Source organism: Methylobacterium sp. CM6246, assembly GCF_054818005.1.
The window spans coordinates 1,283,368-1,296,715 of sequence record NZ_JBTXKY010000001.1; the positions used below are offsets into that span (position 1 = coordinate 1,283,368).

General features: G+C 70.6%; 13 protein-coding genes. 6 read left to right on the forward strand and 7 right to left on the reverse strand.

Features of this window, described 5'->3' with window-relative positions:
- Positions 1 to 126 precede the first annotated feature (126 nt).
- The 3 genes from ACYQPG_RS06470 to ACYQPG_RS06480 all read left to right on the forward strand — a co-directional run bounded on the left by ACYQPG_RS06470 (position 127) and on the right by ACYQPG_RS06480 (position 2,811).
- Positions 127 to 765 (forward strand): class I SAM-dependent methyltransferase, encoded by a 639-nt coding sequence (locus ACYQPG_RS06470; protein WP_147909612.1) that lies wholly within the window; start codon positions 127 to 129, stop codon positions 763 to 765.
- Positions 766 to 1,016: 251 nt separating this feature from the next.
- Positions 1,017 to 2,489 carry a glucose-6-phosphate dehydrogenase gene (zwf, locus tag ACYQPG_RS06475; RefSeq protein ID WP_147909611.1) on the forward strand — a complete coding sequence of 491 codons (1,473 nt, stop codon included), beginning with the start codon at positions 1,017 to 1,019 and terminating at the stop codon, positions 2,487 to 2,489.
- A 142-nt stretch (positions 2,490 to 2,631) separates the two neighbouring features.
- On the forward strand, positions 2,632 to 2,811 hold the full coding sequence (locus tag ACYQPG_RS06480; protein WP_419829988.1) for a hypothetical protein: 180 nt from the start codon (positions 2,632 to 2,634) through the stop codon (positions 2,809 to 2,811).
- Positions 2,812 to 2,821: 10 nt separating this feature from the next.
- Here the strand turns inward: ACYQPG_RS06480 and ACYQPG_RS06485 are convergent, their stop codons facing one another.
- Positions 2,822 to 4,330: an OpgD/OpgG family glucan biosynthesis protein gene (locus tag ACYQPG_RS06485; protein WP_461230572.1), complete on the reverse strand. Its 1,509-nt coding sequence runs from the start codon at positions 4,328 to 4,330 to the stop codon at positions 2,822 to 2,824.
- 295 nt (positions 4,331 to 4,625) lie between these two features.
- Between ACYQPG_RS06485 and mdoH the strand changes: the two genes are divergently transcribed.
- Both mdoH and ACYQPG_RS06495 read left to right on the forward strand, forming a co-directional pair.
- Positions 4,626 to 6,596 (forward strand): glucans biosynthesis glucosyltransferase MdoH, encoded by a 1,971-nt coding sequence (mdoH, locus tag ACYQPG_RS06490; RefSeq protein ID WP_461230573.1) that lies wholly within the window; start codon positions 4,626 to 4,628, stop codon positions 6,594 to 6,596.
- A 237-nt stretch (positions 6,597 to 6,833) separates the two neighbouring features.
- Positions 6,834 to 7,493: a L,D-transpeptidase gene (locus tag ACYQPG_RS06495; RefSeq protein WP_147939494.1), complete on the forward strand. Its 660-nt coding sequence runs from the start codon at positions 6,834 to 6,836 to the stop codon at positions 7,491 to 7,493.
- Positions 7,494 to 7,544: 51 nt separating this feature from the next.
- On the opposite strand, the gene ACYQPG_RS06500 is transcribed toward ACYQPG_RS06495, so the two are convergent.
- The 4 genes from ACYQPG_RS06500 to ACYQPG_RS06515 all read right to left on the reverse strand — a co-directional run bounded on the left by ACYQPG_RS06500 (position 7,545) and on the right by ACYQPG_RS06515 (position 9,003).
- Positions 7,545 to 7,871: a cupin domain-containing protein gene (locus ACYQPG_RS06500; protein WP_147909606.1), complete on the reverse strand. Its 327-nt coding sequence runs from the start codon at positions 7,869 to 7,871 to the stop codon at positions 7,545 to 7,547.
- 80 nt (positions 7,872 to 7,951) lie between these two features.
- Positions 7,952 to 8,233, reverse strand: a complete 282-nt coding sequence (locus tag ACYQPG_RS06505; RefSeq protein ID WP_461230574.1) for a hypothetical protein — start codon at positions 8,231 to 8,233, stop codon at positions 7,952 to 7,954.
- 41 nt (positions 8,234 to 8,274) lie between these two features.
- A complete protein-coding gene (locus ACYQPG_RS06510) occupies positions 8,275 to 8,502 on the reverse strand; it encodes a hypothetical protein (RefSeq protein WP_147909605.1) in 228 nt (75 codons plus the stop codon).
- A gap of 78 nt (positions 8,503 to 8,580) precedes the next feature.
- Positions 8,581 to 9,003 carry a gamma-butyrobetaine hydroxylase family protein gene (locus tag ACYQPG_RS06515; RefSeq protein ID WP_147909604.1) on the reverse strand — a complete coding sequence of 141 codons (423 nt, stop codon included), beginning with the start codon at positions 9,001 to 9,003 and terminating at the stop codon, positions 8,581 to 8,583.
- Positions 9,004 to 9,084: 81 nt separating this feature from the next.
- On the opposite strand from ACYQPG_RS06515, the gene moaA reads away from it, so the two are divergent.
- A complete protein-coding gene (gene moaA, locus ACYQPG_RS06520; protein WP_419828995.1) occupies positions 9,085 to 10,143 on the forward strand; it encodes a GTP 3',8-cyclase MoaA in 1,059 nt (352 codons plus the stop codon).
- A 6-nt stretch (positions 10,144 to 10,149) separates the two neighbouring features.
- Here moaA and radA read toward each other — a convergent pair whose 3' ends face one another.
- Positions 10,150 to 11,586, reverse strand: coding sequence for a DNA repair protein RadA (gene radA / locus ACYQPG_RS06525; protein ID WP_147909603.1), 1,437 nt, complete (start codon positions 11,584 to 11,586; stop codon positions 10,150 to 10,152).
- A gap of 46 nt (positions 11,587 to 11,632) precedes the next feature.
- Entirely contained in the window at positions 11,633 to 12,715 is a 1,083-nt protein-coding gene (gene alr / locus ACYQPG_RS06530; RefSeq protein WP_461230575.1) for an alanine racemase, read from the reverse strand.
- Positions 12,716 to 13,348 lie beyond the last annotated feature (633 nt).

A 13,348-nucleotide genomic window follows, 5' to 3' on the forward strand; every position in this document is an offset into this window, starting at 1 on the left:
ACCGGTGCACGCCCGTTATGCATCCGGCGAGCGTGGCATGCTTACCCTAGGCGCCGGCCCGGCTTGACTGTAAGACGGCGCGTTGCCTTAGCCTTCCATTCCCATCGGCTTCGAGGAATCCAGGACTTGCCGCCGCTCCGCCGTCCCAGTGCGAAGGCCCCTGCCGCCAGGGGGGACAATCTTGGGCCGCGGCGCGACCCCCTGGAGGACGAAGCCCGCTTCCTCCGTTCCTGGTTCGAGCGGCCGCTCGTGACCGGCGCCGTAACTCCGTCCGGCAAGATGCTGGCCCGGACCATGGCGTCCTACGTCGATCCGCGCCGCGAAGGCCCGGTGGTCGAGCTCGGCCCCGGCACCGGCCCGGTCACGGAGGCGCTGATCCGCCGGGGCATCGCGCCCTCGCGGCTGATCCTGGTGGAGTTCAACCCGGATTTCTGCCGCCTGCTGACCCGGCGCTTCCCGGGTGTGACCGTGATCCGCGGCGATGCCTACGACATGCGCGCGACCCTCAAGACGGCGCTGGCCCAGCCCGCCGCCGCGACCATCTCGAGCCTGCCGCTGTTCACCAAGCCGCTGGAGCAGCGCCTCGACCTGCTCAACGCCGCCCACGACCTGATGCAGCCGGGCGCGCCGTTCGTGCAGTTCACCTACGCGGTGGTGCCGCCGATCCCGGCCCGCTGTGAGGCCGGCAGCTACACGGCGGACCGCTCGAACCGGGTCTGGCTGAACCTGCCGCCCGCGCGGGTCTGGGTGTATCGCCGGCCGTAGGACACCTCTTGTTGCCACCAACTGTCCCATCGAGCGGAACGCCGCGCCGCGCGGAGCCCTCGGTTGCTTCGCTGAGCTGCGCTGACAGGCCTGCATCGGACCGAGCCGGCGTTCAGCTCTTCATCCGGAGGCATGCGCCGCGGACCTTGCTGACGGTCCCCCCTCGTCTGGCGAAGCGTTTGCACCCAGGTTAGGTCAGTGCGGCGCGCCCGCCGCGCTGCACCCGCGCACGACACCAGGGAGCCGCTCTTTTGGCCACGATCATCCCCGTTGCCTCGTTCGACTGCGTCGTGTTCGGCGCCACCGGCGATCTCACGGCGCGCAAGCTGCTGCCGGCGCTGTTCTACCGGTTCCGGGACGGGCAGATCCCGCAGACCAGCCGAATCATCGGCGCCTCGCGCTCGGAGCTGTCCACCGACGCGTTCCGGGAGCATGCGAGGGACGCGCTCAAGCGCTTCGTGCCCGCCTCGGACCTCGCCGAGGATGCGCTCCACGCCTTCCTCGACCACGTGGATTACGTCGCGGTGGACGGGGCCGGCGAGAGCGGCTGGGCCGACCTCGTGGCCAAGCTCGACGAGCGGCCCGACCAGGTCCGGCCCTATTATCTCGCCACCTCGCCCGACCTCTACGGCTCGATCTGCCGCAACCTCGCCGCGCACGGGCTCGTGGGCGAGAAGTCGCGGGTCGTGCTGGAGAAGCCGATCGGCAAGGATCTGAAATCGGCCCGTGCGATCAACGACGCGGTCGGCGAGGTCTTCCCCGAATCGCAGATCTTCCGGATCGACCACTACCTCGGCAAGGAGACGGTGCAGAACCTGCTGTCCCTGCGGTTCGCCAACACGATCTTCGAGCGGCTCTGGACCTCGGACGTGATCGACCACGTCCAGATCACCGTGGCCGAGACGGTCGGGGTCGAGGGCCGGGCCGGCTACTACGACACCTCGGGCGCGATGCGCGACATGCTGCAGAACCACATCCTGCAGCTCCTGTGCCTCACCGCCATGGAGAGCCCGCTCAACCTCGAGGCCAACTCGGTGCGCGACGAGAAGCTGAAGGTGCTGCGCGCCCTCAAGCCGATCACCGCCCACGACATCCAGTTCGCCACGGTCCGCGGCCAGTATGTGGCGGGCGCCGTCGACGGCAAGCCGGTGGAGGGCTACCTCGCCGAGCTCGGCCACGAGAGCCGGACCGAGACCTTCGTGGCCATGAAGGTCGAGATCCAGTCCGGGCGCTGGGCCGGGGTGCCGTTCTACCTGCGCACCGGCAAGCGCCTGCCGCAGAAGCTGTCGGAGATCGTGGTCCAGTTCCGGGCCTCGCCGTTCTCGATCTTCCCCGAGGAGGCGTTCGGGCGCGAGCCCAACCGCCTCGTGATCCGCCTGCAGCCGCAGGAGGGCATGAAGCTCGAGGTGATGACCAAGGATCCGGGCCCCGGTGGCCTGCGGCTGCGCCCGACCGACCTCGACATCTCTTTCGAGGAGACCTTCAAGCAGCGCTACCCGGACGCCTACGAGCGCCTGCTGATGGACGTGGTCCGGGGCAACGCCACCTTGTTCATGCGCCGCGATGAGGTCGAGGCTGCCTGGGCCTGGGCCGACGGCGTGCTCAAGGCCTGGGCCGACCGTCCGGAGGCGCCGCGGCCCTACCCGGCCGGGAGCTGGGGGCCCACCGCCGCCATCGCGCTGATCGAGCGCGACGGGCGGACCTGGCACGAGGAGCTGCGGTAACGGCGCGGCGGCTTACGGCCAAGCTGCCTTGATGCGGTCAAGCCGGATGACGAGATTGGTCCCCGCCGCCGGTCACCGCCCCGCGAGAGGGCGGGCCCGGCCTCGCACGAGGGATCATCGCATGCTGAACACGGATCCAGGCATGGCCGGCTCGGCCGAACGCCGGCTGGAGCGCTCGGTCGACGCCGCCCTGCGGGTCATCGCGGCCGCCCATGTCGAGCGGCAGGCGCCGCCGATCTCCGCCGCCCGCCGCCGCCTGAGCGAGGTCTACGGCGCCACCCGCCTCGCAAAACGCCTGGAGCGCGAGCGGCGCAGCGCCTGAGCGGGGATCATCAGACCACCGCGTCCCAAGTCTCGCTGAGCGGCTCGCTGAGCGGCGTGGTTTTGCGGATCAGCCGCACCCGCAGCACGATGTCCCCCGCCGGCATCGGCTGGGGCGGCCGCCACTCCACGTAGACGCGCCAGCCGCCGGTCTGCGGCACGAAGTTGGCCACCGGCTCGTGCAGCGTGCCGGCGCTGGCCGAGACCTCCGCGGCGACCGCCTCGTCCGGACCCTTCGGCAGTGACGGACCCTCGAAATCGATCATGCAGAGGCGCCGCTCCGGCCTCGGCGGGACGGTCGGGCGCAGGCGTTCGGCCGAACCGAACCGGGTCTCGGTGACCCGGGCGAGCGCGGGTTGTGGGATCGCGTCCGCGGGCTCCGCCCCCACGGTGGTCAGGCCGTAGGCGAGACGCAGGGCCGTGCCCGGCTGCACCGGATCGGCCGGCGCGAAGGCCGCCACGATGTTGTCCATGTACTCTTCGTCCGAGGGGATCTCGTAGAGCTGCACGGCGCCCTCCGCGAAGGCACGCCCTTGGTCGGGCGACACCCACAGGCCGGGCCGGGCCTCCTGGCGCGCCTCCACGTCCAGATAGGCGGCAAAGCTCCGCTCCCGCTGCAGCAGCCCGAACCCGGTGAGCGGCTTCGCCCCGAAGGCCGAGATCTGCGGCTGCCGACGTCCGTTGACCAGCGGCCGCCACAGCCGGTCGCCCGGGGTGGCGACGCACAGCCCATCGGAATCGTGCACCTGCGGGCGGAAGTCGTCGAACGGCTTGGCGCCCCGGGCGCCGGGCCCGTTCTGGCCGTACAGGAACATGCTGGTGAGCGGCGCCAGCCCGAGCCGCGGGATCGCGGTGCGCGGGTGGAGCGACGCGGTGACGGCGATCCGCGCCGGGGCCCCGGGGGTGATCACGAACCGATAGGCGCCGGAGACGCTCGGGCTGTCGAGGAGCGACAGCACCGTGAGGGTGCGCGCCTCCGGCTCCGGCTCGCACAGCCAGTGGGCGACGAAGTCGGGAAACTCCTCGCCCTCCGGCGCACCGGTGCCGATGGCGAGCCCCCGGGCCGAGAGCCCGTATTCCTGGCCGGCGGCGCGCAGCCGGAAATAGGAGGCGCCGAGAAATACCAGAAACTCCTCCTGGAAGCCCTTGGCCCGCCAGGCCGGCGTGTCCGGGAAGGCGTAGTGCAGGCGGAAGCCCGCGAAGCCGAGATCGGCCGGAAAACCCTGGCCGGCGAGCCGCCCGCCGAGGTCGAACATCCGGCTCTCGTACGGGATCGGCCGGGCTGGGCCGGTGCGCGGCTGGAGGTAGAGCGCCACGCGCTTGCGCTGCAGGAAGCCGCGGTGGAACAGCTGCGCGCTGAAATGGCGGCCCAGCGGCACCCCCTCGGATGGCCGGAAGACGATGCTCCGGTAGCCGTCGTAATCCAGCCCGGTCAGCGCGGGCGGCAGCTCGCTGGGCGGGGCCGCGTAGGGGGCGGCCGCCAGGCGCTCGGCCTGCGCCACCAGGGTCTCGAAGGTCATCGGGGCGTCCTCGGAAGCCCCGGAGACCGGTCCCTGCGGCTGAAGCGCCGGTCCGGCCCATGTTCGGGCGCCATTCAGATCTATAGCGCTAGGTAGAATACTGCCGGCAGCCGCGGTCAGGGCCGTCCTGAGAACGCGGCGTCGGGAGGGGGGATCGATCCGTTCGGCCTCCGGCTGCCTGTGCGGCCGGGTCGGCTGCGTGTCCTCGCCCCGCATATCGGTGTCCACGCTCATCGGTTCCCGCCCGCCCGCGGCGAGGCAGCCGGCAGGCTTCCACGGTCGAGTTCCTCGCGCCATGTCCTCACGCGTCCCCTCCTCACGCGTCACCGCCTCCGCCGAGCGGCCGCACCGGAACGCCTGTCCGGGCATTCCCGATCCCCAGCCTGTACGGACCGGCGCGGTTCCGCCCGAACCCGAGGCCTGGGCCGGCCGCCGCCGGGCCCTGCTGGCCCGGCGCCTCGCCCTGGCGGTCCCGAGCCTCGCCACCGCGGGCGGTCTCGCATGGCTGGCGGCCACCGCCTACCCGGCCGGCGGCAGCCCGCTGGCCTGGACCCTCCTTGTCCTGTTCGGCCTGCTGATGGGCTGGCAGGCGTTTGTCGCCTGCCAATACGTCTACGGGCTCGTGGCCACGCTCCTGGGCGACCGGGCGAAGTCGGTGCTGGAGCGCCGGGCGGAGGCCGCCGAAGCGCCCGCCGCGGGCTCCGGCCGGACCGCCGCCGTGGTGGCGATCCACGCCGAGGACGCGGTGGCGGTGTTCGCCAGGCTCCGGGTGATGGCCCGCTCGCTGGCGCGCGAGCAGGCGAAGGGCTCGGGGAAAGCCATCGACATCTTCGTCCTGTCGGACACCCGGGACGGCGCGATCGCGGCCGTCGAGGAACACGAATTCGCCCGCATCCTGGCCTGGGCGGAGGCCGACCCGGCCCTGCCGCGGATCCGCTACCGCCGCCGGACCGAGAACACCGGCCGCAAGGCCGGCAACATCGGCGCGTTCTGCCGCAGCCACGGCGCGGACTACGCCTACATGATCGTGCTCGACGCCGACAGCCTGATGACCGGCGCCGCCATGACCCGGCTCGTGGGCCTGATGGACGAGAGCCCCCGCACCGGCCTGATCCAGACCGTCTCGTACGCGGCGGGCCGGGACACGCTGTTCGCCCGGATCCAGCAATTCGCCGTGCGCCTCTACGCGCCGCTGGCCCTGCGCTGCCTGGAGACCTGGCAGGGCCCGGAGGGCAGCTACTGGGGCCACAACGCGATCCTGCGGATCGAGGCCTTCGCGCAGAACGCACAGCTGCCTGTCCTGCCCGGCCGGGCGCCGCTCGGCGGCGAGATCCTGTGCCACGACATCGTCGAGGGCGCCCTGATGGTCCGGGCCGGCTGGGAGGTTCGCCTGCTGCCCGAGATGGGCGGGACCTGGGAGGAGATGCCCACGAACCTCGTCGACCTGCTCGGCCGCGAGCGCCGCTGGTGCCAGGGCAACCTGCAGCACCTGCGCGTCCTGCCCTGGGCCGGGCTGCACGCGGCCAGCCGCTGGCACCTCGCGGTCGGCATCCTGGCCTACGGCATGCTGCCGCTCTGGATCGCCTTCCTGGGTCTGGCCTCCTGGCAGGCGGCCCGCACCGGCGACCTCGGCCTGCTCGCCTACGGGCTGACCGGCCACGGCGCTGCCGCCCACGCGCTCGCGGCCCTCAGCCTCGCCGTGCTGGCGCTGCCCAAGGTCCTGAGCCTCGGCCACGTCCTCGCCTCGCCCGGGCGCCGGGCGGCGTTCGGCGGCACCCGGGCGCTGCTGGCGAGTGCCGCCCTGGAGCAGGCCGTGTGGGTGATCCTGTGGCCGGTGCTGACCCTGTTCACCGCCGGCGCCGTGGTCTCGACCTTCCTGGGCCGGGTGGTGCGCTGGGAGACCCAGGACCGCGACGACCGGCAGGTCTCCTGGTCGGAGGCGTTCCGGCTGCAGGCCGACGCCGTGGTGGTCGGGGCGCTGATCGTCTTCGCCCTGGTCTGGGCCGGCGATGCCTGGCTCGGCCTGTGGCTGGCGCCCCTGGCGCTCGCGCTGCTCACGAGCCCGGCGCAGAGCGTCTGGACCAGCCGGGCCGATCTCGGCCGCGCCGCCCGGGCCCGGGGCCTGTTCCTCACCGCCGACGACACCGCGCAGGCGCCCGAGCTGGCCGAGCTGAGCCAGATCCGCGGCCTCCCGGCCGCCGCGCCGGCCCTCGTCCGCGCGGCGGCCCTGGAGCCCACGATCTGGCTCGCCGCCGACGAGGCGTGAGCGTCGGCGCCGGACCGGGGCGGATACGCGTAAACGCCCCGGTCCATCCCGCGCTTATGGCCAAGCTGCCACAGTGTTGCCATCGAGTCACGGAGGAGCGGAACCGGCCGAGCGGGGCGGTTTGAGACTTGGTTTTGGGACGCGAGCGTTTACCCCTTGGCGAGGATCGGCACGGCATCGTGCCCCAGTAATTCGCTGCGTTCCCACTCCATTTCGCGCCTGCCCCGAGAGGCTTTGATGCGTCGTTTCCTTCCCGCCCTCGTAGGGCTCTTCGGCGCGGTCGCCTGCACCGCGCCGGCGTTCGCCTACGAGATCGACCCGCTGACCCGTCAGCCTCTGAACGATGCACTGTCCGTGCGGGTGCGTCCGCAGGCCGTCGAGACCGTGGCGGTGCCGGTGGCCAACGCCTCCCTCAACCCGGCCGACCCCATGGACGCGGCGGTGCCGCAGATGTCGGCGATCCCGCGCGAGACCGTGGCGTATAGCGGCCCCTACGGCGCCGGCACGATCGTGGTCTCCACGGCCGAGCGGCGGCTCTATTACGTGATGGGCGGCGGTCAGGCCCTGCGCTACGGCGTCGGCGTCGGCCGTCCAGGCTTCACCTGGGGCGGCGTGCAGACCATCACGATGAAGCGCGAGTGGCCGGATTGGCGTCCGCCGTCGACCATGCTGCGCCGCCGGCCCGACCTGCCGCGCTACATGAAGGGCGGGATCGAGAACCCCCTCGGCGCCCGCGCCATGTATCTCGGCGGCTCGATCTACCGGATCCACGGCTCGAACGAGCCGGAGACCATCGGCACCGCCGTCTCCTCGGGCTGCATCCGCATGACGAACGACGACGTCACCGACCTCTACACCCGCGCCAAGGTCGGCACGAAGGTCATCGTCCAGCGCTGATGTTTTGGGACTTTTTGGATGGGGCCGGCCGCGAGGCCGGCCCTTTTGCGTTCAGGCCTCGGGCAATGTCACCAGCGCGTCGGGGCGCTTCACCTCGATCTCGATGAACGCGATCGGGTGCTCCGACCCGTTCATCACGTCGTGCCGGATTCCGGCCGGGCGCATGTAGGATTGCCCGGCCGCCAGCAGGGTCTCGCTGACCGCCGCCCCGTCATGGACGCGCAGCACGCCCTCGACCAGCATCACCACGAAATACGGCCAGCCGTGCTCGTGCCAGCCGGTCACCGCCCCGGGCGAGAAATCCCAGCGGGTGATGCGGACCGTGGCATCGTCCTGCTGGATCGTGGGCACTGCGGGGATCGTGCAGGTGAAGGCCATGGTGGCTCCGGGGCTGGCGGGACGTCCGGCTCGCACCGAACGTCCAAAGATGAGGATGCGATCGCCGGCCGAAGAGCCGGTCAGATCTGAACGCCCGATCGGCCCGACCGCGCGTCACGGCGCTCCCGGCATCGAGGAGGGGGCACGGGCACCATGGCGGATTCCGATGATGACGACTTCGTCTTCGGAAGCCTCGTAGAAAATGAAATACGGGTGGGTCGCACTGCGATGCGCCGGAGATTTTTTAGGCTCGTCAACCGGCCGCTTCTCGGCTGATCCAGAAGGAAATCGAGGACAATCTGGATCCGGCCCTGAACGCGTCGTGCCCCTTGAGGCGATGCCTGCGCGATCTCCGAGAGCACACGCTGAAGTTCCGCCGCCGCATCCGCGGTAAAGCGCAGTCTCAAAGCCCGTGCTTCGCCCAGATCGCCCGGATCTGCTCATCCGAAGCGAAATCACGCCGCGCCGCCTGGGCGCGCGAGTTCACGAAAGACGCTTCTTCCTCCGGGCTGATCCGGTAGACAGGCTCGTCCTCGCCGGCGAGGCGCAGGAGGACGCCGGCCAGCTCGTCCTGGGTTTCGGAGGGCAGCATGCGCACGCGCGCGATGGCTCGGTCGAGAAGCTCCGTCATGCCGTCATCGTGCGTCAGAATCATTGCCGAGAGAAGTCGTCTTGGCGCAGAAGCTGCCGGCTTTCTGACCAGTCGACCTCAATGGCAGCCGCACGAGCCCGAGCCGCAGCCCCCGGTCTGCTTCACCGGGGCGGTGCGCGCGGTCTCGCGGTCAAGCCCGCGCTCGGCCAGTTCGGTGAGGTAGGTCTGCCACCGGGATTCGTATTCGCGGCCGAGGATGTGGAGGTATTCCCAGCCGTAGATCCCGGTGTCGTGCATGTCGTCGAAGCCGAGCTTGACCGCGTAGTTGCCGATCGGGTCCACGGCCAGGATCGCCACGGCGCGCTTGCCGCCGATCACCTTGCGCTCCAGGGGCGAATGTCCCTGCACCTCGGCCGACGGGCTCGACACCCGCAGGTACTCGGCCGGCAGGGCGAAGCGCGCTCCGTCCTCGAAGGCGACGTTCAGCACCCGCCGGTCGGCCGACAGGCGGATCTCGGTCGGCCACAGATCCTCGTTCACGGGTCACACTCCTCAAGCATTCCGGGGCCGCGGCCCGGGGTCGGCTTGCCCACGACCGTATCGGGCATCATATGCTCAATCATGCTCGATGACATCTCCAGCACGCCGCAGGGGTTTTCGGCCGCGGCGCCCCGCGCGCCGAACCCCGCACCGCTGATCGACCCGTTCCAGCGGGCGATCTCGTACCTGCGCATCTCCGTGACGGATCGCTGCGATTTGCGCTGCGCCTACTGCATGTCGGAGACCATGCAGTTCCTGCCCAAGCGCGACCTTCTGACCCTGGAGGAGCTGGACCGGCTCTGCGGCGTGTTCATCGCCCGGGGCGTGCGCAAGTTGCGGATCACCGGCGGCGAGCCGCTGGTCCGCCGCGACATCATGCACCTGTTCCGCCGCCTGTCGCGCCACCTCGATTCCGGCGCGCTCGAGGAGCTGACGCTCACCACCAACGGCACACAGCTCACGCGCTACGCCGCCGAGCTGGCGAGCCTCGGGGTGCGCCGGATCAACGTGTCCCTGGATACGCTGGATCCCCAGAAGTTCCGGGCGATCACCCGGCGGGGCGACCTGCCGGTGGTGCTCGACGGCATCGCGGCCGCGCGGGCGGCCGGCATGAAGGTCAAGATCAACGCGGTGGCCCTGCGCGACGTCAACGCCGACGAAATCCCCGACATGATCACCTGGGCCCACGGTCTGGGCATGGACATGACGCTGATCGAAGTCATGCCGCTGGGCGAGATCGAGGCCGACCGCACGGACCAGTTCCTGCCGCTCTCGGTGGCGCGGCAGCGCCTGGAGAGCCGCTTCACCCTGACCCCGCTCTCCGACCGCACCGGCGGCCCGGCGCGCTACGTCCGGGTCGAGGAGACCGGCGGCAAGCTCGGCTTCATCACGCCGCTGACCCACAATTTCTGCGAGAGCTGCAACCGGGTGCGCCTGACCTGCACCGGCCAGCTTTACCTGTGCCTCGGCCAGGAGGATTCCGCGGATCTGCGTGCCGTGCTGCGCGCCTCCCCGGATGATGCCGTGCTGGCGGCGGCGGTGGTCGAGGCGATCACGCGCAAGCCGAAGGGCCACGACTTCGTCATCGAGCGCCAGCGCCCGGCCGCGGTGCCGCGCCACATGAGCGTGACGGGCGGGTAGCGCGCGTCACATCTCCTCGTCGGCGTAGCGCGACTGCGCTCGTCCGCGCTGTCCGGATCCCCTCCGCGGCGCCCCGGCGCTGATTCCCGCCACCAGGTCGGCGATGTGGCGCAGCGTCTCCACCGCCAGAGCCTTGTCGCCCTCGCCGCGGCCCTGGGGGATCAGCGCCTTGGCGAAGCCGAGCTTCTGGGCCTCCTTCAGCCGGGCGCCCGCCTGCGCCACCGGGCGGATCGCCCCGGACAGGCCGATCTCGCCGAAATAGACGGTCTCCGGCGGCAGCACCGCCCCCGACAGGGACGAGACCAGGGCGGCCGCCACCGCGAGGTCGGCGGCCGGTTCGGTGATGCGCAGGCCGCCGGCGACATTCAGGTAAACGTCGTGGGTGCCGAGCCGGATGCCGCCATGGGCCTCCAGCACGGCCAGCACCATGGACAGCCGGTTCGGGTCCCAGCCGACCACGGCCCGGCGGGGCATGCCGAGCGAGGACGGCGCCACCAGCGCCTGGATCTCCACCAGCAGGGGCCGCGTGCCCTCCATCCCGGCGAAGACCGCGGTGCCGGCGGCCTGGTGGTCGCGCCCGGCCAGGAACAGGGCCGAAGGGTTGGGCACCTCGGCGAGCCCCGCATCGGTCATCTCGAACACCCCGATCTCGTCGGTGGGGCCGAAGCGGTTCTTCACGGCGCGCAGGATGCGGAAATGGTGGCCCTGGTCGCCCTCGAACGAGGCCACCGCGTCGACCATGTGCTCCACCACCCGGGGGCCGGCGATCTGTCCGTCCTTGGTGACGTGGCCGACCAGGATCACCGCGGTGCCGGTGGTCTTGGCGAAGCGGATCAGCGCCTGGGCCGAGGAGCGCACCTGCGTGACCGTGCCGGGGGCCGATTCGACGGTCTCGGTCCACATGGTCTGGATCGAATCGATGATCGCGAGCGCCGGCGGGCGGCCCTGGCTGAGGGTCTCGATGATGTCCTCGACATTGGTCTCGGCGGCCAGATCCACCGGACGGGAACTCAAGCCCAGCCGCTCGGCCCGCAGGCGCACCTGCCCCACCGCCTCCTCGCCGGAGATGTAGGCGACCCGCTCGCCGGTCCCCGCCATGGCGGCGGAGGCCTGCATCAGCAGGGTGGACTTGCCGATGCCGGGATCGCCGCCGAGCAGGATCACCGAGCCGCGCACGAAGCCGCCGCCGGTGACCCGGTCGAGCTCGCCGATCCCCGAGGGGATGCGCGGCGCCTCCTTGGTCTCGCCTGTCAGGCCCTCGAGCGGAAACACCCGGCCGCGGGCGCGGGACGGCCGCGTCGCGACCGGCCCGGACTGGCCGGGCGCCGCAGCGGCCTCCTCGACGATCGTGTTCCAGCCGTTGCAGGCCTCGCAGCGCCCGCGCCAGCGGTTGTAGACCGCCCCGCAGGACTGGCAGACGAAGGTCTGGTGGATCTTGGCCATTCGGGTCCGCGCGCCGCCGGTCCGGCATTCGTAAGGTGGGTTCGGATCACCCTACATAAGTTCGAACATAACGCGAACCCAGCCCCGTCAGGATCTCGTAGCCGATCGTGCCGGCGGCGCGGCCGACGGTGTCGACGTCCAGGCTGTCGCCGATCAGCACCGCGGTGGCGCCGCGCCGGGCGGCGGGGGCCGCGGTGACGTCGAGGATGATCAGGTCCATGGAGACGAGGCCCAGGATCGGGCAGGGCACGCCCCCGACCAGCGCCTGGCCGCGCCCGCTGATCGCCCGGGGGAAGCCGTCCGCGTAGCCGAGCGACAGGGTGGCGAGCCGGCTCGGGGCCGGGGCCGTCCAGCGGCCGTTATAGCCGACGCTGGTTCCGGCCTCGACGTCCCGCACCTGCGCGATCAGGGCCTCCAGCCGCACCACCGGGCGCATCGGGTTGGCGGATCCGGGCGTCGGGTTGCCGCCGAACAGGGCATAGCCCGGGCGCAGCAGGTCGTACCGGGCGCCGTCGAGGAAGACGCCGGATGAATTGGCGAGCGACGCAAGCAGGCCCGGGTAGGCGGCCCGGACCCGGGCGAAGTCGGCGATCTGCCGGGCGTTGACCGGGTCGGCCGGTTTCTCGGCGCTGACGAAGTGGCTCATCAGCAGGTCGATCCCGCAGGCCGCGATGCACGGGTCGCCCGCGAGCGCCAGCGCCTCCGGCACCGGCAGCCCCAGGCGGTTCATCCCGGTATCGACGTGGAGCGCCGCCGGCAGGCGCCCGCCCGAGACCGCCGCCCACTCCGTCATCTCCTCGCGGCTGCCGAGCACCGGGCGCAGGCCGTGGGCCGCGAAGGTCGCGCCGGCACCGGGCGGCAGCCCGTTCAGGACGTAGAGCGCGGCCTCCGGCAGGGCGGCCCGGGCCGCGATGGCCTCGGACAGGTGGGCGACGAAGAAGGTCCGGCACCCGGCCGCCCACAGGGCCGGCCCGACCCGGGCGACGCCGCAGCCATAGGCGTCTGCTTTCACCACGGCGGCGCAATCCGCGCCCCGGGCGGCCAGCGATCGCCAATTCGCGGCGATCGCCCCGAGATCGATGGTCAGCCGGGCGCCGTGGGCGCCGTCAATCGTTTGGGATTTGGTCATCTACCGGACGCCTACGGTCCAATCGGTCCCGAGCGGACATGCAAGATGCATAATGGATTTCCGAGACGGATGTTTGTCCGCGGTTCATAGCAAAACAGTCGTCTGCAGAAAAGAAATTGTCCGACGTTTGAACGGCGGGAGTCCGCCGGAGTAACGCTCGTTGCATGTCGACGGTTGGCACAGGGCGTCATTCGGCGTGCAATCTGTTGACAGCGCCGGTGCCACGGGGCCGGCAAACGGATGCTCTACTAATAGGCTGCTTAAAAATAGGAATTTATTCAGACAGGGATGCCCTGATTAAGAAGCCTGTACATGCGAAACGACTCAAAAGTCGCCTGTGCGGTCGCTAGCAGACAGATAGAGTTATGCCGTCTTGAAATAAGGAGGGTACTCATCGAAAAAGAAATTACCTCTAAGGAATACAATCCAAATCATCCTCGCATCCCTGCAAGGCATACAGGCGGTGGGCGATAGACAGACGGCGGAACAACCAACTTACCCCCGCGCCCAAAGATCGTAAATGCTCGCAAGGTACCCCTGTACTCTCTTGTTACATCTCAACAAGACTGAGACGAGCAGTATCGCCGCGACTTGATTGTTGCAAATTTACTGATCTACGCGCATGTTGTGCCC

Excerpts from the sequence above, each read along its gene's own strand:
- radA (WP_147909603.1), bottom strand. The coding sequence starts at position 11,586 with ATGGCCAAGATCCACCAGACCTTCGTCTGCCAGTCCTGCGGGGCGGTC.
- ACYQPG_RS06510 (WP_147909605.1), bottom strand. The coding sequence starts at position 8,502 with ATGACGGAGCTTCTCGACCGAGCCATCGCGCGCGTGCGCATGCTGCCC.
- ACYQPG_RS06500 (WP_147909606.1), bottom strand. The coding sequence starts at position 7,871 with ATGGCCTTCACCTGCACGATCCCCGCAGTGCCCACGATCCAGCAGGAC.
- alr (WP_461230575.1), bottom strand. The coding sequence starts at position 12,715 with ATGACCAAATCCCAAACGATTGACGGCGCCCACGGCGCCCGGCTGACC.
- ACYQPG_RS06485 (WP_461230572.1), bottom strand. The coding sequence starts at position 4,330 with ATGACCTTCGAGACCCTGGTGGCGCAGGCCGAGCGCCTGGCGGCCGCC.
- moaA (WP_419828995.1), top strand. The coding sequence starts at position 9,085 with ATGCTCGATGACATCTCCAGCACGCCGCAGGGGTTTTCGGCCGCGGCG.
- ACYQPG_RS06495 (WP_147939494.1), top strand. The coding sequence starts at position 6,834 with ATGCGTCGTTTCCTTCCCGCCCTCGTAGGGCTCTTCGGCGCGGTCGCC.
- ACYQPG_RS06480 (WP_419829988.1), top strand. The coding sequence starts at position 2,632 with ATGGCCGGCTCGGCCGAACGCCGGCTGGAGCGCTCGGTCGACGCCGCC.
- mdoH (WP_461230573.1), top strand. The coding sequence starts at position 4,626 with ATGTCCTCACGCGTCCCCTCCTCACGCGTCACCGCCTCCGCCGAGCGG.